The sequence below is a fragment of the Dyadobacter sp. LHD-138 genome, assembly GCF_030929615.1.
In the GTDB taxonomy this organism is placed as follows: Bacteria; Bacteroidota; Bacteroidia; order Cytophagales; family Spirosomataceae; genus Dyadobacter.
Genome location: NZ_JAVFVU010000005.1, coordinates 244651 through 271422, shown reverse-complemented (window position 1 = coordinate 271422; position 26772 = coordinate 244651). Strand labels below are relative to the sequence as shown.

Annotated in this window: 24 protein-coding genes; 13 read left to right on the top strand and 11 right to left on the bottom strand. The window is 43.5% G+C overall.

Annotated elements, in window-relative coordinates:
• Position 1 precedes the first annotated feature (1 nt).
• From RB622_RS05330 to RB622_RS05310, 5 genes are all read left to right on the top strand, one after another.
• Complete coding sequence (locus RB622_RS05330) at positions 2-616, top strand: biopolymer transporter ExbD (RefSeq protein ID WP_308045494.1); 615 nt, start codon at positions 2-4, stop codon at positions 614-616.
• Between the two features lie 27 nt (positions 617-643).
• Complete coding sequence (locus RB622_RS05325) at positions 644-1213, top strand: biopolymer transporter ExbD (protein WP_308045493.1); 570 nt, start codon at positions 644-646, stop codon at positions 1211-1213.
• A gap of 54 nt (positions 1214-1267) precedes the next feature.
• Positions 1268-2092: a TonB family protein gene (locus RB622_RS05320; RefSeq protein WP_308045491.1), complete on the top strand. Its 825-nt coding sequence runs from the start codon at positions 1268-1270 to the stop codon at positions 2090-2092.
• Between the two features lie 224 nt (positions 2093-2316).
• Positions 2317-3273: a substrate-binding domain-containing protein gene (locus tag RB622_RS05315; protein ID WP_308045489.1), complete on the top strand. Its 957-nt coding sequence runs from the start codon at positions 2317-2319 to the stop codon at positions 3271-3273.
• Between the two features lie 91 nt (positions 3274-3364).
• Positions 3365-5110: a tetratricopeptide repeat protein gene (locus tag RB622_RS05310; RefSeq protein WP_308045488.1), complete on the top strand. Its 1746-nt coding sequence runs from the start codon at positions 3365-3367 to the stop codon at positions 5108-5110.
• Between the two features lie 97 nt (positions 5111-5207).
• On the opposite strand, the gene RB622_RS05305 is transcribed toward RB622_RS05310, so the two are convergent.
• Positions 5208-5414, bottom strand: coding sequence for a hypothetical protein (locus tag RB622_RS05305; protein WP_308045487.1), 207 nt, complete (start codon positions 5412-5414; stop codon positions 5208-5210).
• Positions 5415-5517: 103 nt separating this feature from the next.
• Here RB622_RS05305 and RB622_RS05300 point away from each other — a divergent pair, with 103 nt between their 5' ends.
• From RB622_RS05300 to RB622_RS05290, 3 genes are all read left to right on the top strand, one after another.
• On the top strand, positions 5518-6912 hold the full coding sequence (locus RB622_RS05300; protein WP_308045486.1) for a BatD family protein: 1395 nt from the start codon (positions 5518-5520) through the stop codon (positions 6910-6912).
• Positions 6913-6918: 6 nt separating this feature from the next.
• The gene (gene aroC, locus RB622_RS05295; protein WP_308045485.1) at positions 6919-7998 is read left to right on the top strand and encodes a chorismate synthase; all 1080 of its coding nucleotides are present in this window, start codon (positions 6919-6921) and stop codon (positions 7996-7998) included.
• A 330-nt stretch (positions 7999-8328) separates the two neighbouring features.
• Entirely contained in the window at positions 8329-9219 is an 891-nt protein-coding gene (locus RB622_RS05290; protein WP_308045484.1) for an FAD:protein FMN transferase, read from the top strand.
• 55 nt (positions 9220-9274) lie between these two features.
• Here the strand turns inward: RB622_RS05290 and RB622_RS05285 are convergent, their stop codons facing one another.
• Together RB622_RS05285 and RB622_RS05280 are read right to left on the bottom strand one after the other, a co-directional pair.
• Positions 9275-10618, bottom strand: a complete 1344-nt coding sequence (locus tag RB622_RS05285) for a Gfo/Idh/MocA family oxidoreductase (protein WP_308045483.1) — start codon at positions 10616-10618, stop codon at positions 9275-9277.
• A gap of 27 nt (positions 10619-10645) precedes the next feature.
• The gene (locus RB622_RS05280; protein ID WP_308045482.1) at positions 10646-11632 is read right to left on the bottom strand and encodes an SUMF1/EgtB/PvdO family nonheme iron enzyme; all 987 of its coding nucleotides are present in this window, start codon (positions 11630-11632) and stop codon (positions 10646-10648) included.
• 142 nt (positions 11633-11774) lie between these two features.
• Here RB622_RS05280 and RB622_RS05275 point away from each other — a divergent pair, with 142 nt between their 5' ends.
• On the top strand, positions 11775-13661 hold the full coding sequence (locus RB622_RS05275; RefSeq protein ID WP_308045481.1) for an ABC-F family ATP-binding cassette domain-containing protein: 1887 nt from the start codon (positions 11775-11777) through the stop codon (positions 13659-13661).
• A 65-nt stretch (positions 13662-13726) separates the two neighbouring features.
• On the top strand, positions 13727-14362 hold the full coding sequence (locus RB622_RS05270) for a DedA family protein (protein ID WP_308045480.1): 636 nt from the start codon (positions 13727-13729) through the stop codon (positions 14360-14362).
• Positions 14363-14388: 26 nt separating this feature from the next.
• Here RB622_RS05270 and RB622_RS05265 read toward each other — a convergent pair whose 3' ends face one another.
• Positions 14389-14907 (bottom strand): gamma carbonic anhydrase family protein, encoded by a 519-nt coding sequence (locus tag RB622_RS05265; protein WP_308045479.1) that lies wholly within the window; start codon positions 14905-14907, stop codon positions 14389-14391.
• A 134-nt stretch (positions 14908-15041) separates the two neighbouring features.
• Here RB622_RS05265 and RB622_RS05260 point away from each other — a divergent pair, with 134 nt between their 5' ends.
• Positions 15042-15602 carry a YqgE/AlgH family protein gene (locus RB622_RS05260; RefSeq protein WP_308045478.1) on the top strand — a complete coding sequence of 187 codons (561 nt, stop codon included), beginning with the start codon at positions 15042-15044 and terminating at the stop codon, positions 15600-15602.
• Between the two features lie 32 nt (positions 15603-15634).
• Here RB622_RS05260 and RB622_RS05255 read toward each other — a convergent pair whose 3' ends face one another.
• Entirely contained in the window at positions 15635-15817 is a 183-nt protein-coding gene (locus RB622_RS05255; RefSeq protein WP_308045477.1) for a hypothetical protein, read from the bottom strand.
• A gap of 215 nt (positions 15818-16032) precedes the next feature.
• Between RB622_RS05255 and RB622_RS05250 the strand changes: the two genes are divergently transcribed.
• Positions 16033-17298, top strand: coding sequence for a metallophosphoesterase (locus RB622_RS05250; protein ID WP_308045476.1), 1266 nt, complete (start codon positions 16033-16035; stop codon positions 17296-17298).
• 445 nt (positions 17299-17743) lie between these two features.
• Positions 17744-20635: an aminomethyl-transferring glycine dehydrogenase gene (gcvP, locus tag RB622_RS05245; RefSeq protein WP_308045475.1), complete on the top strand. Its 2892-nt coding sequence runs from the start codon at positions 17744-17746 to the stop codon at positions 20633-20635.
• A gap of 104 nt (positions 20636-20739) precedes the next feature.
• Here the strand turns inward: gcvP and RB622_RS05240 are convergent, their stop codons facing one another.
• From RB622_RS05240 to RB622_RS05215, 6 genes are all read right to left on the bottom strand, one after another.
• Positions 20740-21471, bottom strand: coding sequence for a type II CAAX prenyl endopeptidase Rce1 family protein (locus RB622_RS05240; protein WP_308045474.1), 732 nt, complete (start codon positions 21469-21471; stop codon positions 20740-20742).
• A 261-nt stretch (positions 21472-21732) separates the two neighbouring features.
• Entirely contained in the window at positions 21733-22251 is a 519-nt protein-coding gene (locus RB622_RS05235; protein WP_254412993.1) for an NADH-quinone oxidoreductase subunit J, read from the bottom strand.
• A gap of 38 nt (positions 22252-22289) precedes the next feature.
• Positions 22290-22883, bottom strand: a complete 594-nt coding sequence (locus RB622_RS05230; RefSeq protein WP_308045473.1) for an NADH-quinone oxidoreductase subunit I — start codon at positions 22881-22883, stop codon at positions 22290-22292.
• Positions 22884-22904: 21 nt separating this feature from the next.
• Positions 22905-23984 (bottom strand): NADH-quinone oxidoreductase subunit NuoH, encoded by a 1080-nt coding sequence (nuoH, locus tag RB622_RS05225; protein ID WP_308045472.1) that lies wholly within the window; start codon positions 23982-23984, stop codon positions 22905-22907.
• A 35-nt stretch (positions 23985-24019) separates the two neighbouring features.
• Positions 24020-25138, bottom strand: coding sequence for a 2Fe-2S iron-sulfur cluster-binding protein (locus RB622_RS05220; RefSeq protein WP_308045470.1), 1119 nt, complete (start codon positions 25136-25138; stop codon positions 24020-24022).
• 26 nt (positions 25139-25164) lie between these two features.
• Positions 25165-26598 carry a glycosyltransferase family 39 protein gene (locus RB622_RS05215; protein WP_308045469.1) on the bottom strand — a complete coding sequence of 478 codons (1434 nt, stop codon included), beginning with the start codon at positions 26596-26598 and terminating at the stop codon, positions 25165-25167.
• Positions 26599-26772: the final 174 nt, after the last annotated feature.

The following is a 26772-nucleotide window of genomic DNA, read 5'->3' as shown; positions in this document are numbered from 1 at the left end:
TATGGCAATAGTTAAGCCTAAGAAACATCCGCCTCATACCGATATGACGGCGATGACGGATGTGGCGTTCTTACTACTGACATTCTTTATTATGACGGCTACTTTTAAGACCAACGACGCGGAGGTTACAACGCCAAGTTCTGTGTCTACGATCAAAGTACCGGATGATAAAATTATGATCATTAGTATTGACAAAGCGGGTAAAGTTTACTTTGGTGTGGATGCTCCGCCGACTAGAATGGCTATGTTGGATAACATCGCCCAGGCAAAAGGGATTTCTTTTACTGAGCTGGAAAAACAGAAGTTTGCACTTCAGTCAAGTTTTGGATTTCCGCTGAACCAGTTGAAAGCATTCCTTGCTACACCTGATGCTCAGAAAGCGCAGATCAAGCAGCCGGGTATTCCTGTTGATTCGACAGGAACAAGTGAACTGGCTGACTGGGTTTATGCTGCAAGGAAAGCAGATCCTGGATTGAGAATCGCTCTGAAAGGAGATAACCTGGCAAAGTTCCCTGTTTTCAAGGATGTGTTAGGAAACCTTCAGTCACAGAATATTAACAAATTCAACCTGATTACCGCAAGTGAAGACGCGCCTGCCGGTTTCAAGATGGATTAAGTATTTCACCAGAAATAAAAGAACAACATGGCAGCAATAGAAGAAAGCGGTGGTGGTGGTGGTAAAGACGGCGGTAAGGTTCGGGGCAAGAAAATGTCCACCCGCGTCGATATGACACCCATGGTGGATTTAGGTTTCTTGCTTATCACATTTTTTATGCTTGCAACAACAATGTCGAAACCTACGTCGATGACATTGAATGTTCCGGATAAGACAGAAGAAACTGTGAAAACTGAACCATTGAAGGCATCGAAAGTTTTAACTCTGTTTATGGGTAAGAACGATGATGTGTATTACCTTGATGGTATTGCAGCAGATGATCCCAAAGCAGAAGAGTCTTTGAAGACTACTCGTTTTGGATCAGATTTGAGAAGCGTGATTTTCGAATCATCAAAGCGTATCAATGCAGCATATCCGAAAGATGAAAAAGGATACGGTGCTTTCGTCGTAGTAATTAAGCCGACGGTTGTGTCTACTTATAAAAACATGGTTGATGTGTTGGATGAAATGGCCATCACCAAGTCTAAAAAGTACGCGCTTGTTGACGAGCTTACTGACTCGGAGAAAAAGTTACTTGGAGACAAAGTAAAGCCTTAATCATTGTTGATGAGGTTTGGAAATAATGATTTTTAACTTTTTAATTTAAACGCCATGGCAGAAGTTAGCCCGAATGCGACACTGGATGATATAGTGTTTGCCAATCGTAATAAGGCGTATGGTGCATTTTCACTGAGAAGGGGATATCGTGCAGATATTACCAAATCAACTTTGATCGGCGCTGCTCTTTTTGTTTTTGCAATGTTCTCACCTGCACTTATTGATGCATTTAAGGGCGACGAAGAAAAAGAGGAAGTAATGGTTAACGTGGATTTAATGAACTTGCCGCCACCGCCAATCGACCCTACGGAGCCACCACCGCCACCACCGCCGCCAATTGAGCAGCCTAAGGTAGCCACGGTGAAGTTTTTACCTCCTGAGGTAAAAATGGATGAGAAAGTTCCTGAGGAAACGCCTCCGCCAACGGTTGAGGACCTTAAGGAAGCTGTAATTGCTGAAAAAACGGTAGAAGGTGATCCAAATGCTAACGAGGTAATCGTGGCTCCGGAACAAGTAGCTGCGCCAAGTAAAGGTGTTGTTGTGGAAGCCGCTCCTGCTGAAGAAAAAGTATTTACAGTGGTTGAACAACAGCCTGAGTTCCCGGGGGGAACGAGTGAAATGTACAAGTTCTTAAGTAAGAACATGAAATATCCGAGTGCAGCTTCCCGTGCGAACGTTTCAGGAAGAGTATTTATGTCATTCGTTGTAAATACGGATGGAAGTATTCAGGATGTTTCAGTACTTAAAGGCTTGGGTTTTGGTTGTGATGAGGAAGCTATGCGTGTTGTGAAAGCAATGCCGAAGTGGAAACCAGGTAAACAATCAGGACGTGCAGTGCGGGTGAAGTATAACTTGCCTATTAATTTCCAACTTGAGTAATTCATGAAGGAAAAACCATTGCATGAGAAGATCATTGATCTTGCTTCTTTGTTAATGGCTCTTACATATATAGGAGGAGGGATCTACTTGATCGCCTCCTCCTTATCTTTTAATTTGCTCCCTGTTGGTAGTATGCAGCGATATGCATTTGCTGGCATACTTATTTTATACGGGTTTTACCGTGGTTACAGGGTTTGGAAGAAATGAGTTATCGTAAAAGAAGCATGAGATATTTGTTCAGCGCGGGGATAGGCATTGTATGTACGGTTTTCTTTCTTTCGGGATGTACTCAGTCCTCCAAAAAGGAAAGGGATAATCCCGTTCAGGGAACGATCACGATAGCATCGGATGAATCGTTCAAGCCATTGGTAGAGGCATTGACGAAAGCATATCAGGGAATTTATCCCAGAGCCCATTTTAATGTGGTATACAAACCGGAACAGGAGGCTATTCTTGCACTTTTGAAGGATAGCGTCAGGATGGCGTTTACGACCAGACAATTGAGCGAAAAGGAAGTGGTGATGGTAAAACAGCAGGAGGGGATTCAAAAAGCCCATCACATTGCACTGGATGGCATTGCCCTTGTTGTGAATCCGAGTAATATCGACAGTTTAATTACAATGGATGAGCTTAAGCTTGTCTTTGAGGGGAAAATAACAGATTGGTCGCAACTGAAAGGAAGTAGCCAGAAAGGTGCAATTACACTTGTTTTTGACAATGCGAATTCAAGTAATCTTAATTTTGTAATGACCAAGTTCAACTTGAAGACCATTCAAAATCTTAGAATTACATCGGCGGGATCGAACAAAAATGTCGTTGACGATATTAAAAAGAACCCTCTAAGCCTTGGTATTATCGGGGTAAACTGGATCAGCAACGGGCACGAGAAGCTGGCAAGGGAGCTTTCGCAGGGTATAAGGGTCCTGGGTGTTTCTCAACGGTCAAATCCTGCTTCGGTTGCAGAGTATTATCAGCCGTTCCAAAATGGACTGGAATTAAAAAACTATCCGCTTACCCGAGATGTGTATATTATCATCCGGGAAGGGTATGCCGGGCTTGGCGGTGGCATGTTAAATTATATTGCCAGGGATGTTGGCGGATTGATCATTCAAAAGATGGGATTGATTCCAACCGTGGTGTATCCAAGGGAACTGGAAATAAGGACCGGACAAAATTTTTAGTGTTCTTATACAATTTATTACATTTGGAACTTGTTTATTGAAAGGCCAAATTTTTTGTCATTATATTAACCGGGTAAAAATGAACAGAAACATGAGAATGAAGTTAGTAGCGCTGGTATTATGCGTATTTTCTTTGGTAAAGGTACACGCACAAACAGTACAGGACGGTTTGGCTTTGTTACACGCTGAGCGTAATAAGGATGCAGGTGAATTGTTTACAAAACTGGCAGCGGGAACTCCTTCGGCCGATAACCAATATTACCTGGGTTATTATTATGTAATTACCAAACAGTTGGATGAGGCGCAAAAGGCTTTTGAAAAAGGTATTCAGACTGATGAGAAATCTTATTTGAATCAGGTGGGTCTTGGAACAGTAGCCTTGGGAAAAGGAGATCGTGCAAAAGCAAAGGAATTGTTCACACTTGCTGAAAAGAAAAAAGGAAAAGATGCGGAAGTGCTTTTCCGTATCGGTGAAGCTTATACTTTGTTCGAAAAATCGAATGATCCTGCGGAAGCGATCAGACTTTTGGACGAAGCTGTGAAGAGAGATAAAAATCTTGCGGATGCATACATCGCAAAAGGTGATGCTTTGATGTTGCGTAACGAAGGCGGAGCTGCGGTAACTGCTTACGAATATGCACTGACTGCAAAACCTAACTATGCCGTTGCGCATAACCGTATCGGTTCTGTGTATTTGAGAGGAAAGAACTATAACCTTGCCCTTGAAAACTACAAAAAGGCAATTGAAGCAGATCCTAATTTTGGTCCTGCTTATAAAGACCTGGCTGAGCTTTATTTCTTCGCTCAGAAATTCAAACAGGCTGCTGACAACTACGATCTTTATATGCAGAAAAGTGGAAATCTTGATCCTGAAACAAAACTTCGTGCCGCTCAGTTTGCATTTACAGCTGATGACTACGCGAAGTCTTTGCAGATTCTTGAAGAAATGAAAGGAAAGATCAACAATCCGATCACGCTTCGTATGTATGGATGGTCTTATGCCAAAACCAACGAACCGGATAAGGCAATTCAAAATTTGACCGAGTTTATCAAAGTAGCGCCTGAAAAGGTGATCGGAGAAGACTACAAATATCTTGGCCGTGCTTACAACGCAAAAGTTACGGATGGCAAAGGATATGACTCAACGGGTGTGAAGTATATTTTGAAAGGTGCTGATTTGGATACCAACAAAACAGAAGCTGCTAATACTTACAAAGAAATTGGCGCATTGTACTACGCTGCAAAAGATTTCCCTAACTCGTCGAAAGCCTATGCCAAAGGCATTGCGTTAGATACGGCTAAGGCATCTGCAAATGATTACTACTACCTGGGACTTTCTAAATTTCAGTCGGCCGGTGTTATGGGTGCTAGCAGCAACGCTGCTGGTGACAGTGCTCAGATCGCTGCTGCAAAACGCAATCTTTATTTGTCGGCCGATTCAACTTTTGCAACGGTTACGCAAAAACTTCCTGATTGGCCATATGGCTATTACTGGAGAGCAAGTACGCTTTACAACGCATACGACAAACAGGAAAATATTGATAAAGGAATTTCAGCTCCGCATTATTTGAAGCTTACTGAATTGGTAGAAAAGGATCCTGATCCTTCTAAATACAAGTCATACCTGAAATTGGCTTATAACTATTTGGCCTTCCATGCTCAGACTACGCTGAAAGACGAAGCAAAATCTAAGGAATACTGGACAAAGCTATTGGCAATTGATCCTAACAATGCTGCCGCGAAAGAGGCACTTGGCATGGCTCCTTCGCCAGCGGCTGATTCAACTGGAACGGCTGCTACTACACCAGCTAAAAAACCAGCTCCGAAGAAGAAATAATCGTTACCCAAATAAAACGAAAAAGACCCGTCGAAATATTCGACGGGTCTTTTTCGTTTTATTTGGAAAAATAAATTTTTACGTTGTATACAAATGATCAGCCAAGTGTAGATGGCAGCGGAAAGCAGTTGTTAAGTACGGCAAGATGCATAGCTCCGTAATTTTCGTAGCACCAGTTCCTTAAACGTTTAACTTCAGCGGGCATTAACATGCGGATTGCTTTTCTTAATTCTTTTTCAAACAATCTGCGGTCGAAACTAACCTTTTGCAGAATAATTTTAATGTATTCAAGCATAGAGGCCATAGTATTATGTAGTTTTGCGGTTTAGGTAAGACACACGGTTAGAAAAAGCTTGGGGGAAATATTGTCCCGCGGCAATCACCAATTAGTGTAACGAATATTTTCCATGAAATTATATGTAATTTTAAGCATAATTTTATGTTTTTCTTGTACTATTCATGCGCAAATTATAAATAATGATCCAATTATTGAATTTGGTCCCCAAAATCTTAAAATGGACGAGCCATTTACGATTTCAGTAGTGGTGCCAGATGTGGAAAACCGTCCTTCAGTAACTTTTCCGGAAATCGCGGGATTAGAAAAACGCAGTAAATCGGCCACAAGTACCATGAATACGGTTGGAGGCAAGCAGATAGTTGTACAGACCATTAGTCAGCAATATTTCGCATTAAAGCAGGGAACATATATCATTGAGCCGTTTTTTATTACGGTAAACGGTGTGAAAATTAAGTCGGAGGAATTAACTGTCGTGTATTCACCCGGTACGGTGAGCAACGCGGAGGGTGATGGGCAGGAAGATGCGGTTGTTCCGGAATCTGTTAACAACGGCGAGGATATTTTCCTGTCTGTGGGTACCAATAAAAAAGCTGTTTTCATCCGTGAGGGATTTGCCCTGGGCATGTCGTTGTATGTGGCCGAGAATGCACCGGTCCAGATGGATTTTTATCAGGTTAATACGCAGCTGCAGGCGATGTTAAAGAAACTGCGTCCGGTGGGATGTTGGGAGGAAAATGTGGGTATTGAAGAAATTATCAAGCACCGTGTTACGATTGGTGGTAGAAAATATACGGCGTATAATTTATATCAGGCACAGTTTTTCCCGATGACTTTGCAGGATATTGTATTTCCGTCGGTAACTTTGGACATGCTGGTGGGAGCAGTTGGTAAAACCGGAGAGGGAAAGGTGATAAAATCTTTCCGTTCCAGAGCGATTAAGATCGCCGTAAAGCCATTACCTCCCCACCCATTGAAAGATCAGATTGCAGTGGGGGAATATAGCCTTGTAGAGCGGTTATCGAGCAAAATGGTTTATCCCGGAGAAAGTATCCGCTATCTGTTCAGGATTGAGGGGAGAGGCAATATTGCGGCAATACCCATGCCGGAAATTTCGACCAATTCTGCATTTGATTTTTATCCGCCGGATGTTAGCAGGATTATTAAGCGAAGCAGTCAGTATGTAACGGGGGAAAAGAGTTTTGATTATTTTGTTGTGCCCCGGCAGGACGGGACTTTTCCTTTGGGAAGATACTTTCAGTGGGTCTTTTTCAATCCGAAGACGGCAAAATATGATACCTTAATTTCTCAGAAAACCTTACAAGTAAGGGGCGACGATTATAAGTTAGGAAACTTATCCTTACACGGTTCTGCCGGATTGTATGACAACTTGGAAAGGCTGGATAGCAGCCAGGAATATTTTGATTTTAAACAAATATTAAAAGATGTGACCAATGCTGTTGTAATTTTACTGTTAATTACGATGGTTTGGATATTTAGAAAATAAACTTTCATGGGTAGTACATACGGAAAAATATTTAAGATTTCCACATTCGGGGAATCACACGGAGTAGGAATCGGTGTTGTAGTGGAAGGATGCCCGGCGGGTGTGGATTTTGACACTGATTTTATTCAAAGCGAATTGACACGCCGTAAACCAGGGCAATCGCGTATTACGACGCAGCGTAAGGAAGCGGATGAGTTCGAAGTATTGTCGGGTGTTTTTGAAGGGAAAACGACCGGAACACCCATAGCCCTGATCATTCGTAATGAAGATCAGCGGAGTAAAGACTATTCGCACATTGCGGCTCAGTTCCGTCCTTCCCATGCGGATTATACCTACCAGGCAAAATACGGCGTGCGCGATTACCGTGGCGGTGGAAGAAGCTCGGCAAGGGAAACAGCGGCGCGGGTTGCGGCAGGTGCGCTGGCGAAGTTGCTGCTGGCTAACTTTGGCGTCAATATTCAGGCTTATGTGTCGCAGGTAGGCGGAATGAAACTGGATAAACCTTATACGGAACTTGATCTTACAGAAACGGAAAATAATGCCGTCCGTTGTCCTGATCCCGAAATGGCAGCCAGGATGTTTACTTACATTGACGATGTCCGTAAAAAAGGAGATTCCGTTGGTGGCGTCGTGAACTGTGTCGTGAAAGGAACCCCGGCAGGGTGGGGTGAGCCTGTTTTCGATAAGCTGCATGCAGAACTTGGCAAGGCGATGTTAAGTATCAACGCCGTAAAAGGTTTTGAATACGGAAGCGGTTTCGACGGTGTTGCGATGCTGGGTTCGGAACACAATGACGCTTTCTATATCGATGAAAAAGGGGATGTGCATACCCGTACTAATCATTCTGGTGGTATACAGGGTGGTATTTCCAATGGCGAAGATATTTATTTCAGAGTAGCCTTCAAGCCGGTAGCGACCATTATGCAGGACCAGGAAAGCGTCGATGCAAAAGGTGATATTGCGATTGTACAAGGGAAAGGGCGCCACGATCCTTGCGTTGTTCCACGTGCCGTACCGATTGTCGAAGCGATGGCCGCATTGGTGCTGGCAGATTTTTACCTGAGAAATAAAGCGAGCAAGCTCTAACTTTTTTTGCGCCTGCGATTCAGGCTTAAAACGAGCCAGATGGTTCCTAAAAATTCAACGGTAAGACCGCTCAGAATGGCGGGATTACTAAATTGGACATGTGTCGACTTGATAAAAGCACCTGTAGCAATTAATAGCAGACCTGCTGATAAGATGATAATAGCGTTTAGTAGATTCAGTTTCACCCGATTATATCGTTCGTTCCACTTTATTGAAAATTTTGATTTAAAGGATTACTCTATACCGAATATAGTAATTCTATTTCTTCTTTGCTATTTTCCCAATCAATTATTTGCACAGGAAAAAAGATATTCGTTTGAAAAAGGGCTTATGGGGTCACCGTTTAAGTTGATCATCTATGCCGCTGACGACTCCCTGGCGAATAAGGCTGCGCATAGTGCATTCAAACGCATTGAAGATCTTAACCTGACTTTAAGCGACTATCGGGACGATAGCGAGATCAATGCCGTCTCCGCGCAATCGGGCTCCACGCAATGGATTCCGGTCAGTAAGGACCTGTTTGCTATTTTGTTTGTTTCGGATGATATCAGCAAAAAAACCAACGGTGCTTTTGACGCCACACTTGGGCCGATTGTTCAGGAATGGAGACGGGCTACACGCAAGGGATATTTTCCTGATAAAGAATTGATCGCTAACGCGCTCAGTAGAACGGGTTATAATAAAGTTAAATTCAATGCGTCAACCCATAGTATTCAGTTGAAAGACAAGGGTATGCGGCTGGATATTGGCGGCTTGGGGAAAGGTTATGCAGCAGACGAGGCCGTGAAGGTTTTGAAAAGCTATGGCATAAAATCGGCTATGATCGATGCCGGTGGAAAACTGGCTCTGATGGATCCGCCGCCGGGAGAAAGGGGCTGGAAAATTGTTATTTCTTCGGGTAGAGATTCGATCAAAACGATAGAATATGCCAATGTGGGTATTGCAACCTCAGGTCCGACCTACAGGTATCTCGAATACAATGGAAAACGGTATTCCCATATCGTTGACCCAAAAACGGGGATTGGGCTGGAACATCACGTCAGAACGACGGTTATTTCCCCTAATGCAACGGAGGCTGACGCACTCGCAACGGCTTTTAGTGTTTCCGGAATAAAAGAAGGAAAGAAATATTTGAAACGTTTTCCGAACAACAAAGTCTGGCTCGTTGAAACAAAAAACGACCAGGTGAAAAGCTGGAATACGATTTTGAAAGATAGATAAAACAACAAAGGCTGCGATTTAACACCGCAGCCTTTGTTGTTTTATCGGAAAAATGTTAGATCACGATTGTTTTTCCTGGTACTGCAACAGGATATAACCCGTCTGGTCCCGGAAGGATTTTTGGATTGGCATCCCATGCAAGCTTGTCAGGGAACAGGTTGATATCTGAATTCAACGCCTCATCCCACTTAATCATTTTACCTGAATAGGTAGCCATACGGCCCATGATGGCTGTCATCGTACTTTTTGCTCCGTTTTCTGCGTCAGCAAATTTATATTCGCCTTTCGCTACGGCAGCAAATAAGTCGTCATGTTCAACCTGATACGGATTAATGTCGCCTTTATCATCATGTTGGTAAATAACGCCTCCTTTGTAATCTTTCAGGATCGTTTTTTTGCCGTCAAAGCTGTCGATACGCCCTTTTGTTCCTACAAAAGCTTCGTCCACTTTATTCCATGTACCTTCAAACTGACGGCACTGGCTTGAAATGGTTGTTCCGTCTGCGTAAACAAGATCAAGGGTATGGTGGTCAAAAATTTCACCATATTGTTTTCCTGTACGTACTTCGCGTCCGCCCGTTCCCTGAATCTGAACCGGATAGCCACGTTTTACCCAGTTGGCCACGTCGATATTGTGCACGTGTTGTTCCGAAATATGGTCACCGCATAACCAGTTGAAGTAATACCAGTTTCTCATTTGGTATTCCATTTCAGTCTGGTTTGGCTGACGTTCTTTCATCCACGGGCTGCTGCCGACCCAGTAAACCTGTCCGCCAACGATATCACCCAAAGCACCATCATGAATTCTTTTGATCGCTTCAAGATAATTGCGCTGGTAGTGGCGCTGAAGACCCACAACTACGTTCAGTTTCTTTTTCTTGGCTTCTTCTGCCAAAGCCAAAACTTTACGGATACCCGGCGCATCGGTTGCTACCGGTTTTTCCATGAAGATATGTTTGTTATTATTGACAGCTTCTTCAAAATGTGAAGGACGGAATCCCGGAGGTGTTGCCAAAATCACAACATCCACATCTTTCAGAGCGATTGCCTTTTTAAAAGCGTCAAAACCCACGAATTTGCGATCGTCAGGTACATTTACTTTTGTTTTGGTATCTACAATAACACCCGCTGCATTTTTGTATTTTTTTGCTGTGAGGTTTCTGTAAGATTCATCCAGTCTGTCTTTGAAAGCATCAGCCATCGCCACAATCTGAACATTCTGGCTTGTGCTCAATGCCTGCGCAGCTGCACCTGTTCCGCGTCCACCACAGCCGATCAATGCTACCTTGATGGTATCACCCACGGCACTGTTATATCCATAACCCGCAAGTGGGCTAAGGATAACACCACCGGCAACCAGGCCGGAAGCTTTAAGGAATTCGCGTCTGTTTTTTTCCATTTCTAATGTTTAGTTAAGAGTGTTATATCAATAATCTTCTATCAATGCGGGGCTGTAATATTTTGCGATTTCTTCTGCCGATGGCGTTTTAAGTGGCCTTACCAACCTGAATCCTACAAAAGAAGCACTTGTCATCCACCATTCGCTTTTTGGAAGTTGCGGATCCAATACTTTCCATTCCGGTTTTGAAGCCGTGCGGGCTGCACTTCTCAAATCCGATGGTTCGTCATCCCATGATCCTCCACGAACGGCTGTCGGGTAAAGTTCTTTAACCGGAGCAAAAGTTTCTCCCGCTGGTTGTTTTGCGTAATAATCAGGAATATATTGGTCAAGCGTCCATTCCATGACATTGCCGTGCATATCGTGTAAACCCCATGCGTTTGGCTTTTTCGTGCCGATTTTTTTGTAGGCAGCGTTACTGTTTTTACGGTACCAGGCATACTCATCAATTTTGGAAGCATCAGCTCCAAAAGAATAAGCAGTTTTTGAACCGGCACGGCATGCATATTCCCACTCTGCTTCTGTTGGCAGACGGTAGAAAACACCCGTTTTTTCATAAAGCCATTTGCAGAAAAGAATGGCAGCATATTGTGTCATGTTAATGGCCGGGTAACCTGCACGGCCCATACCGAAAGACATATCCACATAGGGAGGACTTGGACGGGTACTTGCATCCGTTTTTGCCACGCTTTTTTCTGGATCAGGATGACGCAAAGCCATTTCTTTCTCCATATTTTTGAAGGCATACAGGTCATAAATGTCCCATGCTACTTCAACTTTTCCCATCCAGAAAGGATCGATTTTTACCTTGTGTTGAGGACCTTCGTCGGCTCTTCTGCCTTTTTCGGCAGCTGGACTTCCCATTTGGTATTCGCCGCCCGGGATGGCAACCATGTCATAAACTTGTGAACTTCCGCCGATTTTTTGCGTGTAATTTTTAAAATTACTGTCTTGTGCAGAAGCATTTAAGCAAAGAAAAATTACAGGGATTAGGTTAAAGATTTTTTTGTACATAAGTTTTAAAAATGTGTTCGCATTGAACCATATAACAAAGAATAAGTAGCAATATTATGCTATTTACCCTATGAAAACGAATTTTTTCTTTCTTCTTTAATATCTATCCTACCTTTGTATATATAGAATCCAAATTTTACCTATGAATTACCTTTCAGCAGAAAATATTGCGAAGTCATTTGGAGACCGGTGGCTTTTTAAAAATATCAATTTTGGGATCAGCCGCGGTGATAAAGTGGCGCTTATCGGAACCAACGGAACAGGAAAAACGACTTTCTTAAATATTCTGACTGGCAAGATGCCGCCACAGGAAGGATCGGTGAGTATTCGAAAAGATATCCGGGTGGGTTATCTGGATCAAAGTCCTTCGTTTGATCCGACTTTACCGGTTTTGGAGGTGATTTTTTCTTCCAATAATCCCGTTGCCATTGCCGTTAAAAAGTATGAACATGCCATCGAAACAGATGATCATGACGCTTTGGCTGTGGCAATGGAAGATATGGATACTTTCAAAGCATGGGATTTTGAATACAAAGTGAAAGAAGTATTGGGCCGGTTAGGTATCCATAACACCGAGAATCTGTACGGAACACTTTCCGGTGGACAGAAAAAACGGGTAGCACTGGCTAAAATATTATTGGAGGATCCTGAGTTATTGATTCTGGATGAGCCCACCAACCATTTGGACCTGGACACGGTGGAATGGCTGGAAAAATATCTGAACACGCAAAATACGACGCTGTTGGTTGTAACCCACGACAGGTATTTCCTTGACACGGTTTGTAATCAGGTGCTGGAACTGGATCATGGCTCTGCTTATACTTACAAAGGAAATTATTCCTATTTCCTTGAGAAAAAAGCAGAACGCGAAGAGTCGGAAGCTGCCGGTATTGATAAGGCACGGAATTTGATGCGCAAAGAACTGGACTGGATCAGACGCCAGCCGAAAGCACGTGGTACGAAAGCGAAATACCGTGTGGATGCTTTTGAAGAATTAAAAGAAAAAGCGAGCCAGAAAAAGTTTGATACGCAGATGGAGCTTAACGTGCGTACAGCGCGTTTGGGAAGCAAGATCATTGAAATGGAAAATGTCAGCAAGGGTTTTGGTGAGCGCGAGCTGATCAAAAACTTTGAATATACTTTCCGGAAAGGCGACCGTATCGGGATTGTGGGTCAAAATGGTATGGGTAAATCCACCTTGCTGAACATGATCACAGGAGAACTGGAACCGGATAGTGGAAAAATTGTCAAGGGTGAAACCGTTCAGTTTGGTTATTACAAACAAACGGATCTCGTTTTTGATGAAACCCAACGGGTGATTGATATTGTTAAAGATGTGGCGGAGGTTGTGCAGCTGGGAACGGGTGAAACCGTTACCGTTGGTCATTTATTACAGGCGTTTTTATTCTCACCATCCAAACAGTATGATTTCATCTCTAAACTGAGTGGTGGGGAAAAAAGAAGATTACAGCTGCTTCTGATCCTGATCAAACAGCCTAACTTCCTGATTCTGGATGAACCTACGAACGATCTGGATATTGCGAGCCTGAACGTGCTGGAGGAATTTTTAATGAATTTCCCTGGTTGTATTATGATCGTATCCCACGACAGGTACTTCCTGGACCGTTTGGTGGAACATATTTTTGTTTTTGAGGGAGAAGGCAGGATCAGTGATTTTCCGGGCAATTATACGGAGCTAAGGGATTACCAGGACGAAATGGAGGCAGAGAAAAAAAGCCTGGCTTCCGGAAAAGGTAATGCACAAGTAGCAGCGCCCGCGCCCGTTAAAGAAGTTGCAGTTGTGCCATCTGCGCCGAAAAAGAAGTTAAGTTTCAAGGAACAGCGCGAATTCGAGCAGCTTGAAGTTGAAATGGCGGCACTGGAAAAGAAGAAAAACCAGCTGCTGGAAAAACTAAATCATGGAGGCTCGCACGTGGAAGTGACTTCCTGGGCGCTGGAAATAGAGGAAATAACAAAGACACAATCTGATAAAGAAATGCGCTGGCTGGAACTGTCGGAAAATGCTTAATTTTGAATAAGATTGAAGTTGGGCTCCAATGAATATCTTGTAGCCCAACTCACTAAGATTACCCTATGAATTCAATCGTCGATTTTTTTCAGTACCTGCTGAATTCGGAAGAATTAATCCGTACCGGCGGACTGCTCGTAATAACATTTATAATTTTTGCTGAAAACGGACTCTTTTTCGCTTTTTTTCTACCAGGCGATTATCTCGTATTTCTGGCGGGTGTTTTTTGTGGTACAGGCATTCTGAATGTCCCGATTCTTGTTTTGATCCTCTGCATGTTTGCTGCGGCGGTACTGGGCTCCCTGGTGGGTTATATTTTCGGGAAATACTTTGGTGATATCTTCGCAAATAAGCCGGATTCCCTGTTTTTCAAGAAAAAACATTTGCAGACTACCCGTAAATATTTTGATAAATACGGAAGCAGAACGCTGATCGTCAGCCGTTTTTTACCCATTGTCAGAACTTTTGCTCCGATATTGGCTGGTTTGGTGAAAATGCCTTTCCCTTCTTTTTTGTTGAACAACGTCGTAGGCGGAGCAATCTGGATTGGCCTTTTAACAGGCGGAGGATATCTTTTCGGTGAAAAATTCCCATGGATCGTTGATTACGTGCACTACATCATCTTATTCTTCCTCGCTGTGACCACTTTTACCGTGATTAAAGGTTATTTTAATGCGAGAAAGGGGATGGTTGAGGACTGAGGCTGGATTTGAGAAATGGATGCGGGTTATTCCTCGTCCTTAAACCAACCCGAATAAGTTATATAATTATTGGCTGTCCGGTCAATAGCAGCATTTAATTCCGGTGAAACGTCTTTCAGATATTTTGCCGGATTTCCTGTATAAATGGTGCCTGGCGGTACTATAGTATTTTGCGTCACGATGGCCCCTGCCCCAACAATCGACCCCTCACCAATCACAGCCCCATCCATGACAATGGCTCCCATGCCAATCAGCACATGGTCTTCGATCACGCAGCCATGCACGATCGCGTTGTGGGCGATGGAAACGTAATTGCCAATATATGTTCCGTTTTTCTGATAGGTGCAGTGAATGACCGCGCCATCCTGAACATTGGAATAGTCGCCGATACGGATCACATTAACGTCTCCGCGAATTACGGCATTGAACCAGACGGTGCAATGCTCGCCCATAATGACATCCCCGACCACCGTTGCATTATCTGCTAACCAGCAATTTTCTCCGAATTGAGGGTGGTTTCCGCGAACCGATCTGACAAGTGCCATATTTAAATGAGTATATGTTGGTTTTTTAAATTAAAATTTGCTTTTTTCGTTAATCAACGAGGAATATAAATATTGGGTAATGTTACTTAAAAATAAATATATTTCGTTTTTTAATTAATTAAATCTGCCTCGTTATGTCCTCTTCTGAAAATCCTTCAAAAGGATCTTTGCTGATCGCTAAACCATTTTTGGGAGATCCAAATTTTGAGCGGGGCGTCATTCTGCTTTGTGAATACAACACCCAGGGATGTTTCGGATTTGTACTTAATCAGGTGACAGACTTGTTTTTAGGAGATGTGCTGGAAGATACTATTTATCAGGATATTCCGCTGCATTTAGGCGGGCCAGTTGAAAAAAACACCTTGCATTTTATTCACCGACGACCGGATCTGATCCAGGGCGGAGCCAAAATAATGCCGGATGTATTTTGGGGCGGAGATTTCGAGCAGGTCCGGACATTATTAAATGTCAATAAACTGACAGCGGATGATGTCAGATTTTTCATTGGTTATTCCGGGTGGAGTGGTGGTCAGCTGGAAAATGAAATCACGCAGGATTCCTGGATTGTTACCCAAACCTCTTCTGATTTTTTGTTCACGACGCCGCCTGCGGATTTCTGGCGGGAAATTCTGAAAAATATGGGCGGTGAATACCGGTCTATTGCCCACTATCCAACCGATCCCAGATTAAACTAGCGGTTTTATATGCCTGAAATTGGATTTTGGGCTTAGTTCGGGTTGTTGAATCCGTTAATGGATTCATAATCTGATTTTACCCGCGCCATTTCAGTGACCAGAAATTTTTGGAGCTGTTCGTTAAAAACAGTCTTTTCTTCTTCCGGCAATGAGGCATATAAATCTTTCAATTCCTGGTTAATGGCGGCACGTTCTTCATCGGAACCTGCGTTCATTGAGCGGATGTGAAATCTTTTAAAATCGAAATCTGGCATGTTTGTTTTCTTTGTTGTTAGTACAAAATTATAAATTTTAACCTTTTACATCAGCAAGCTTGCCGTTTAAGGTCAGAATTTTCCTTTGAAACTTATTTTTCTGTTTAAAATCGCACGTGACGAACGAGAAAAATAATCGGGTTGTTAACTCATGATATAGATATTTTCTGATCCGAATGAACCGCACTCTTTTTTTTATATTACTTACCGCCATACTTTTTGGTATCGACTGGTATGTCTGGCAGGCTTTAAAATTTGTAATTAGAAATTTTTCGCAGCCAACACAAAAATGGATTTCCTGGACCTATTGGGGCTTCACTTCGCTCACATTGTTGACCTACGTGGTCATGCAGTTGCTGCCGGCGGATTTCTTTAACCGGATGACAAGGACCTTTATCATCGCCGGCATAGCGATTCCTTATCTGTCCAAACTGCTGGTGGTTTTCTTTTTATTGATTGACGACGCCCGTCGCTTGCTTCAATGGATTGTCAGTTACTTTGTTCCATCCGTCGCACCGGCGCCTGTTGGCCCTGTTGATCCCGCCGCACCGAAAATTCCCAGATCTGAGTTTCTGGAAACAACCGCCTTGGTCGCAGGTTCTGCTTTGATGGGAACCTTTGCTTTTGGCATTTTGTCAGGTGCGCACGATTACCGGATCAGAAGGGTGAAAGTGCCACTGAAAAATCTGCCGAAGGCATTCCACGGCATAAAAATTGCGCAGCTTTCCGATATCCACTCGGGCAGTTTTTTCAATAAAACGGCTGTCAAAGGCGGTGTGGAAATGCTGATGAAAGAAAAACCGGATATTGCTTTTTTTACGGGTGATCTGGTCAACGATCGTGCATTGGAAGTAAAGGAGTACATCAATATTTTTGATAAAGTAAAGGCGCCGTTGGGTGTCCACTCGACTCTGGGAAATCATGACTATGGAGATTATTACCAGTGGAGTTCACAGCAGGACAAAAATCAGAATCTCGAAAATCTGAAAAAGGCCCATCAATTGATGGGGTGGAATCTGATGCTGGACGAAAACCGGGCGATACGTGTCGATGGTGAAGAAATCGGGTTGATTGGTATCCAAAACTGGGGAGCCGGTAATTTTGCCAAGTATGGTAATCTTGAAAAGGCTTATCAGGGGACGGATGAATATCCGGTAAAAATCCTGTTGTCACACGATCCGAGTCATTGGCGGGCGCAGGTGCTTCCCAAATATGGTGATATCGATCTGGCTTTCGCCGGTCATACCCATGGCATGCAGTTTGGCGTTGAACTGGCCGGAATCAAGTGGAGTCCGGTACAATACCGTTATAAGGAATGGGGGGGATTATACAAGGAGGATGATCAGTACCTCTATGTGAACCGGGGATTTGGCTATCTGGGTTATCCGGGGCGTGTAGGTATTTTGCCCGAAATCACGATCGTGGAGTTGGTTAAAGCCTGAGGAAATAGGATCTTTGCAAAAAGAACGTATTAACTGGTTTACAACATACTGATATCGTGTGTCGTGACGTTGAATAGGTAATCTTCCGCAGGTTTTTAAAAATAACAGTTATGAGAAAATTTGTTGCATTGTTTCTGCTTTCCGGGTTGATGTTGAGTTTTTCCGGATTTGAGCCGGTGCTTGCAAGTCCAAAGCACGCAGAGTCGGAGACGTTTTTGAACAAAAGAAAGAAAAATCGCGGGTATCAAAAACCGAGATCCAAAAAGTTCTTAGGAATATTCAAGCGTAAAACCGATTGTGGTTGCCCTAAGCACTAAAAATAGAAATTTATTGATTTTGAACATATCCAAGAGTAAGCAATCCCGATATTCTCTCTGAGATTTCATCGGTTTTGCTTACTTTTGTATTTTATAACCAACTATTAACGGTCACGTTAGCCCAAATAATGAAAATCAATCTTCGAAGCCAGGATAAATTCGAGAACCGACACCACGGTAAGAATGAGCAGGAATTACAGGAAATGTTGCGCACGGTTGGGGCATCTTCCCTGGATGAATTGATAGAACAAACGCTTCCGGCGGCGATTCGCCTGCCTAAGCCTTTGCATTTACCACGCCCGAAATCCGAACAGGAATTTTTGGACGGAATCAAGAAACTGGCACGTAAGAATGCGATCCTGAAAACCTATATCGGAACAGGATATTACGATACCGTTACACCAAATGTTATTTTAAGAAATATTCTTGAAAACCCGGCCTGGTATACGGCTTACACACCTTATCAGGCTGAGATTGCACAGGGAAGATTGGAAATGCTGCTGAACTTCCAGACGGTGATTACGGATCTGACTGGCATGGAGATCGCGAATGCGTCTTTGCTTGATGAAGCAACTGCTGCGGCAGAAGCAATGACGATGCTGCACAGCCTTCGTCCATCGGCTAAGAAGAAGGCGGATAAATTTTTTGTTTCTGAACTTTGTCATCCGCAAACCATCGACCTGATTTACACAAGAGCTAAACCGATTGGAATAGAAGTTGTTGTTGGAAATCATGAAACGGTTGACCTTACGGATGAAAATCTGTACGGCGTATTGGTGCAATACCCTGCAACAAATGGTGAGGTAATTGATTATACCGATTTTATTGCTGCGGCGCATGATGTTAACATCACAGTGGCGGTTGCGGCCGATTTATTGGCGCTTACACTTTTGAAAGCACCGGGCGAAATGGGTGCCGACGTTGTCGTGGGTTCATCGCAGCGTTTCGGGGTTCCGATGGGTTATGGTGGTCCTCATGCGGCTTACTTTGCTACGAAGGATGCCTACAAGCGTCAGATTCCAGGACGTATTATTGGTGTGTCGGTGGATGCAGAAGGTAATCGTGCGCTGCGAATGGCACTTCAGACACGTGAGCAGCATATCCGTCGTGAAAAAGCGACTTCCAATATTTGTACTGCACAGGTTTTGCTGGCGGTCATCGCAGGAGCGTACAGCGTTTATCACGGTCCTGAGGGTATCAAAAATATCGCGACACGTGTGCATGGCCTGACCCGCTTATTTGTTGACACCGTTAGGAAATTCAATTTCGAAGTGGTGAATACAAATTATTTTGATACGGTTACGATCAAAACAACATTGACCAGTAAAATCAGGGAAAATGCACTGAAATGGGGTATTAACCTTCGTTACAATAAAGACGGAAGCATCGGGGTATCGTTTGATGAAGCCAAAACCTTTGATGATGTGATCGCACTGCTAAACCTTTTTGCAGAGGTTTCAGGATTTCAGGGTGAAATGGTGATCGATGAAGAAATGGATTTCACATTGGCTGAAAACCTTGTTCGTACCTCTTCTTACCTGACACATCCGGTATTCAGTGCTTACCACACGGAACACGAAATGCTCCGTTACCTGAAATCACTTGAAAACAAAGACCTTTCTTTGGTACATTCGATGATTTCTTTGGGTAGCTGTACGATGAAACTGAACGCTACGGCGGAAATGATTCCGTTGACCTGGCCTGAATTCGGAGCAATACATCCGTTTGTTCCTGCAAATCAGGCTTTGGGCTATGGACAGCTGGTCGCTGAACTGAGCGCCTGGTTATGCGAGATTACGGGATTTGCGGCGATGTCGATGCAGCCAAATTCCGGTGCTCAGGGAGAATATGCCGGTTTGATGGCCATCCGTGGTTACCATGAAAGCAGAGGCGATCACCACCGTAATGTGGCGCTGATCCCGTCGTCCGCGCACGGAACCAACCCGGCTTCGGCTGTAATGGCTGGTATGAAAGTGGTTGTTACCAAATGTGATGAGCGCGGAAATATCGACGTTGAAGATTTAAGGGCGAGAGCAGAACAATATAAGGATGAACTTTCATGTTTGCTGGTAACGTATCCTTCGACACATGGTGTTTACGAAGAAAGTATCATTGAAATCTGTTCGATGATCCATTCATTCGGCGGACAGGTTTATATGGACGGTGCCAACATGAACGCACAGGTTGGTTTGACCAGCCCAGCTTCTATCGGCGCGGACGTTTGTCACCTTAACCTGCATAAAACGTTCTGTATTCCTCACGGTGGCGGCGGACCTGGCGTTGGCCCGATCGGTGTAGGGGAGCATCTTATTCCATTCCTTCCGGGACACGTTAATCTTGGAAAACAATCTGAACATCTGGAAGAGGGACAGGCAGGCGCGGTTTCTGCTGCACCTTATGGCAGCGCGAGTATTTTGACGATCTCTTACGCATACATCGCGATGATGGGCGGAGAAGGTCTTACGAATGCAACGAAGTATGCGATTCTGAATGCCAATTATATCAAGGAACGTTTGAATGGTCATTACGAAGTACTTTACACCGGTACAAACGGAAGATGTGCCCATGAGATGATCCTGGATTGTCGTCCGTTTAAAGCGGCTGGCATTGAGGCTGAGGATTTGGCAAAACGTTTGATGGACTACGGTTTCCACGCTCCGACTTTATCTTTCCCGGTGGCTGGTACCTTGATGATCGAACCAACGGAATCAGAATCGAAAGCTGAACTGGACCGTTTCTGTGATACCATGATCGCGATCAGAAATGAGGTTCGTGAAGTGGAAGAAGGCACTGCGGATCGTACAGATAACGTATTGAAAAATGCGCCTCACACGTCCCGTGTCGTATTGGCAGACGTTTGGGAGCACGCGTATGGTCGTGAAAAAGCGGCATTCCCATTGCCACATTTACGTTTCAATAAATTCTGGCCAAGTGTTAGCCGTGTAGACAGCGCCTTTGGTGATAGAAATCTGATCTGCTCTTGTATTCCTGTTGAGGCTTATGCCGAAGAGGTAGAATAGAATTCGTTGGATTAATAAATAATAAAGGAGCCATTTCGAAAGAGGTGGCTCCTTTATTGCTTATTAAAAAACACACAGATCTGCTTTTCCTATTTTGTCTAACCTCAGGCCAGGACATTTAAAAAAGGCAAAAACACACATACCACGTTGTATCCGATGTGTAATAGCAAAGAGTACCTGACACCGTATTTTAACCGGGTATAGCCAAAAATTAAACCTGATAATACGGGTGGCAGCAGAAGTATAGGAATAAGCCGGAGATCAAGCAGATTTTTATCCAAACTGGCGACATGGAACAAGGCGAAGCAAAGTATCGAAATAAGGAAGACCGGTTTTGAATAGGTCATCCAAAGCGTTTCCAGCTTATTGTTGATCTCTTTATTTTGAAGTAAACAGCTATAAACAGAAGCCATGGCGATTAAACTCAATCCGAGATTTAGAGAAGTAGGGTTTTGTTCTCCGAATAGGCCTTTGCCTTCATTAAGTTTATTCAGTAAGAAAAAACACCAGATACCCAGAAAACCGGCAATATTTATTTTGGAGTAAATCAGACAAAGACGAAACTTGATTTCTTGTTGGATTGGTGCCAGAAGACAAAAAACAACAATCTGATAGGCCAGCGAATGCTGTTTTAAAGACTCTTGAAATGTGTTAAAGGGAACATCGACATTACCTAAACGCAGTGGAACGAAAGCGATAAAAACGGCGATGCTGCTTGCGAGAATTGTCAGCAGATAAATGCGCAGAAGCTTTTCGGGGAGATAATGATCGGTGCTAATTCTGGCTACTCTGCCGCTGGTCAGCAGTATGCCGAGTTCGGTAATGATAATCTTCATTTTAACGGGTGTACGATCATCAATACCTCGTCCGGAAAACTTCCGTGGCCTGAATGGGCATGCAGAAGCCTGGCTTACAAAGCAGGAACAAACGTATCTTTTAGAGGAGGTATAAAACTAATTTGTAATCGGGAAGGGTTAATTCCCGGTTACAAAAATAATTATTTGCTGGTAAAATACTAATTTTCTTACGAGAAAGTAAACGAAAAAAGCGGATCAGTAACGACCCGCTTTTCATTTATAAATATATCTTGTAATGGATCAGAAATGTCTTTCCCCAATTTCTCTTTTTCCTATCATCACGGCCCCGACCATCGCCACAAGAAGCAGAATAGAAGCCAGCTCAAATGGCAGCAGATATTCACGGAAAAGGAGTTTTCCCAGGCTTTCGATCATGCCAACCTGTGAGTCAAAAGTAGCAGGATCAACCGGCATCAGGATTGTTTTACGATAAGCTCCGAAAAGAATCACGAACACGGTACCGCCCACGATCGCCGCAGCGATTTTGGTCAGATTGGTTTTGGCTTCTTCATGATTGTCTTTAATGTTAAGGAACATAATCACAAACAGGAAAAGAACCATGATCGCGCCGGCATAGACGATGATATTTACCGCGGCCAGGAATTGTGCGTTCAATAAAATATAATGGCCTGAAAGTGTAAAAAATGTCAGGATAAGATAAAGTACGCTGTGGATCGGGTTCTTGGAAACAATCACCATTAACGCGCTAAGCACGGTTAAGAATGATAGGAAGTAAAAAAAAGATAATGTCGGATTCATATGCTTGTGAATTGCTGATTCAAGAATAAAGGGTAAAATCAGGGAATTGCTCTTGGAACTACATTGGTTGCCTCACCATTGGCTCTTTTCTGATCCAGTAAATGCGCTTCCTCTTTTGTCCAGGCTTCCCGGGTATAACGGTTGTTCATGTCTTCAACCAATAAGTCCTTGCCCCATATCACCTGATTGCGATCATTGAAAACAGGTATAAATTCATCGTGGCGCAAATACACGGCCTGTTTAGGGCAGGCTTCTTCACATAGTCCGCAGAAAATACAGCGCAGCATATTTACTTCGTAAACCGCAGCATATTTTTCTTCTCTGTACAATGATTCTTCTCCTTTTTGGCGTTCCGCAGCTACCATGGAAATCGCTTCCGCGGGACAGGCCACGGCGCAAAGTCCGCAGGCTGTACAACGTTCACGTCCCTCGGCATCTCTTTTCAGGATGTGGCGGCCACGAAATACAGGGCCAAGGTATCTTTTTACCTCAGGATATTCTATTGTTACTTTTTTCTTGAAAAAGTGTTTGAGGGTAATCGCCATACCGGTCGCAATAGCGGGTAGGTAGGCGCGTTCCATCAGCGTCATTTCTTTATTGCTTACTTGCTTCGAGCGATTGGTCAGTTGCATGGCAATACTTGTTTTTGTTACTTAGTTCAACAGAGAAGTAATAAATGGCTTTAAGAAAAGCACGCTTGCTCCGGTGATAATGATATTAATAATAGCCAAAGGAATCAGTTTTTTCCAGCCAAGATTCATCAGCTGATCATAACGGAAACGTGGAAGTGTCCATCTGACCCACATGTAGAAAAATATAAAGAATAGAGCCTTTCCAAAAAATACGCCGGTACCGATTAAAGTAGCGATATTATGGCCTGTGGTGGTTCCCAGGGAAGCCGTCAGCTGGTTGTAAACCCAGTCCATGCCCGGATAGTTATAACCTCCAAAATAAAGTGTCGAGATAATAGCCGAGGAAACGAACATGTTGATGTATTCTGCAAAAAGGTAGAAACCAAGTTTCATACTTCCGTATTCCGTATGGTATCCGCCTACAAGTTCCGTTTCACACTCAGGAAGGTCGAAAGGTACACGGTTACATTCTGCGAAAGAACAGGTCAGGAAAATGATGAAACCCAGTGGCTGGTAAAAAATATTCCAGTTGCCGCCGTGCTGCTGCGCTACAATATCGCCAAGAGACAAAGAGCTGCTCATCATCAGAATAGCGATCAGGGAAAGTCCCATGGCTACCTCATAACTAATATTTTGTGATGCTGCACGGATGGCTCCAAGTAACGAAAACTTGTTGTTGGAAGCCCATCCACCGATCATGATCCCGTAAACACCGAGTGCCACGACGCCAAAAACGTAAAGAATACCAATATTGGATTCAACACCCTGAAGAACCACTTCCACACCGTCGTAGCGGAAAGTGCTTCCAAACGGAATTACAGCACTTGCTAAAAGCGCAGTAAGCATCGCCAAACTCGGTCCAGCAATAAAAAGCCATTTGTTTGCAAGGGCAGGAATAAAATCTTCCTTGAAAAACATTTTACCTGCATCGGCCAGCGGTTGTAATAATCCACCCGGTCCCGCTCTGTTAGGCCCCATCCGGTCCTGGATAAAACCCGCCACTTTGCGCTCTCCCCAGGTCGAGTACATGGCGATGACCAGTGTTAAAACAAAAACAACCAGGATTGTTAAGGTCTTGATTACAAACTCCGTTAATTCCATTTTTTACTTCACAGTTAAATATTGATGGCAGAAATTTAATTCCTGTTATCTGTTAATAGCGAACGATGATTTGCCTTATCGTTATTTTCGATGCTTTGATGGCGCACGGTTTCGATATCTGTTGTATACGCACGTTCATCGTCGATTGGCTTAAACTGCGTAGCGGCAAGTTTAAGTGCGAACTCAGGTTTTGCGATAAGATCTTTACGATATTTGTTGGCAGAAATAACCGAACTGCGTTTCACCTTCGTTGGTCCTTCGATAACCCAGTCGCTGGTTTTTTTACGTTCGAAACGGCATTTGTTACAAATGAACTCGTTCACTTCGCCCCACATATTTTTGCGGGCTGTAACGCGGATCACTTCGTCACCACGGTACCAAAGTGTCACTTTACCACTGCATTTGTCGCAATCACAATGAGCGTCTTCCGGTTTGGAAAACCACACACGGCTTTTGAAACGATAGGTTTTGTCAGTCAAAGCGCCAACCGGACAAACATCAATCACGTTTCCGGAGAAGTCGTTATCGATTGCTTTTTCGATGTAAGTACTGATCTCTGAAGCATCCCCGCGGTTCATTACACCGTGCACACGATTATTGGTGATCTGGTCGGCGGTGTAAACACAACGGTAGCAAAGGATGCAGCGCGTCATGTGCAACTGAACAAATGGACCGATATCTATTTTTTCGAACGTTCTGCGCTCTTCTTCGTAACGTGTTTTGGCTGAACCGTGCTCAAAAGAGAAATCCTGAAGATGACATTCGCCAGCCTGGTCACAAACCGGGCAGTCAAGCGGGTGATTGATCAACAGGAATTCAACGATGCTTTTACGGGTATCCAGTACAGCCGGATTGGTTGTATTTTCAACGACCATACCTTCCTGAACCTGCGTAATGCATGAAGGAACCAGTTTCGGCATAGGACGCGGATCTTTTGCAGATCCCTGCGCTACCCTTACCAAACAGGCACGGCACTTTCCGCCAGATGTCGGAAGCGGTTTGTAATAACACATGGCCGGTGGCACCAGGTGACCCTGGCTTTCATCGGCTTCTGCGATTTTACGCGCCGCCTGCATGATCGTAGTTCCCGGTTCCACTTCGACCTCAATGCCGTCGAAGGTTATTTTGATTAACTGTGGTTTTATTTCTTCCATATCAAGACATCTCTAAATCGTCTTATTTATTTTAATCTATATACCTTATATCCGTGAATGTCTTTTTCCAGCAAATAATCTTTCAGATCAAATGTGTAGTCAAAAGCATACAGATAAGGAGGACTATTCTTATCCAGAATCAGGTAACGTATTTTTTTCTCTTTTACTAAATCATAAAAGCCACTAAAATTAAACCTTTTGGCTTCAAATAAAAAGCGTACTTCGGTATCCTGGTAGGCCAGAAGATGTTTGAAAAGCATATGCTGTAAAAGCCATCCGCGGAAATCTTCACCTCCTGAGATCACAACCTTTTCATCCGCAGCAATATGCGTTTCGACATATTTTTTTACCTCGTTTTGCTGGCTGTAATCGGCTTCATATTTGGCCAGGTTCGTTGTGTAATATTTTTCCATCTGCTGACTGGTAAAATACAACATCGTCAGGCCCACCAGCGCAGGGAACAGGTAATAGGTCAGCGAGGCATTGGTTACGGTCAGGTTTTCATTATAAAAGTAATAAAATATCCCAAGTAACCCTACGTACGCAAACTCATGATAATAACCCACCGCGGCGCCATGTTTGAAGGCTGTTGCCGTAGCAAAACCAAAGAACAAAATTGTCGATAACGACAGGAAAATGGTCTTGGGATTTGTTGAATTCACCAGCCATTTCAAACTGATGATAAAACTTACTGCTACCAAAATACTCAGCGCCGGAACCAGATGGCGGAAAGTGTATGCATAAAACCAGCCCGGAACAATCGGTAGCTGAAGGCTCCCGAACAAGTTATCGTAAAACACTTTGAATTGCAGCTGGCTGAAAATCAAGGTAAATACGAGAAAAAGAGCCGCCAGTAACCCCGCCATTTTAAAAAACGATGACCATTGGAATCTATAAAAGAAATAACCCAGTAAAACGATGCTGTGGATTAAAGCGCTTTGTTTCGTGAAAAATGCAACGACTGCAAGAAAACCTGCGAGGACGAAATATTTGTTCCATTCATCTTTCTGTTCAAGTGCTTTTAATATCACATGGATGTAAAGCACGGTGAACAGGAAAAGCAGGCTGTCAATTCTGGAATTGGTTAAATGCCACTGTTGCAGCTGGCCAAATATCAGACAGCAGAAAACGATACTCAACAGTTTGGAAACCTGAATGAATCTTCTGACCGTGATATAGGCAACCACCATGGAAATGGAAACCAGAATGAAAGAAATCAGCCGGCTTAAAAATTGTATCCTGTAAATATTGGTAGGATCCCAATCCAATAGCTGATACGTCTTTCCAACCAGGTAATAATATAAAGGTGCGTACTGCACAATCCAAAATGGCGGAATTTCCGGGTTTCGGTAAAGCGGTTGATTATCAGCAACAATTTGTATTCCGAAAGTTGTGCCACGCTCACTTCCGGAAATGTCCGGATGATAACTCAGTATAAAAACTCCTTTGATATAGAGCATTATAACTGTACAAACAATACAGAAGGCAAAGGTTAATGGGTACGCGTTATGCTTTATAAAATTGTAAACTGGTCTAATCAATAATTGCATACTTGGCTATTTTAATTCATCCGGATACCTTTCCGGGCTAATTCGCAAATGTATTAAGGAATTAGTATCTGGTGTATTAAAGAT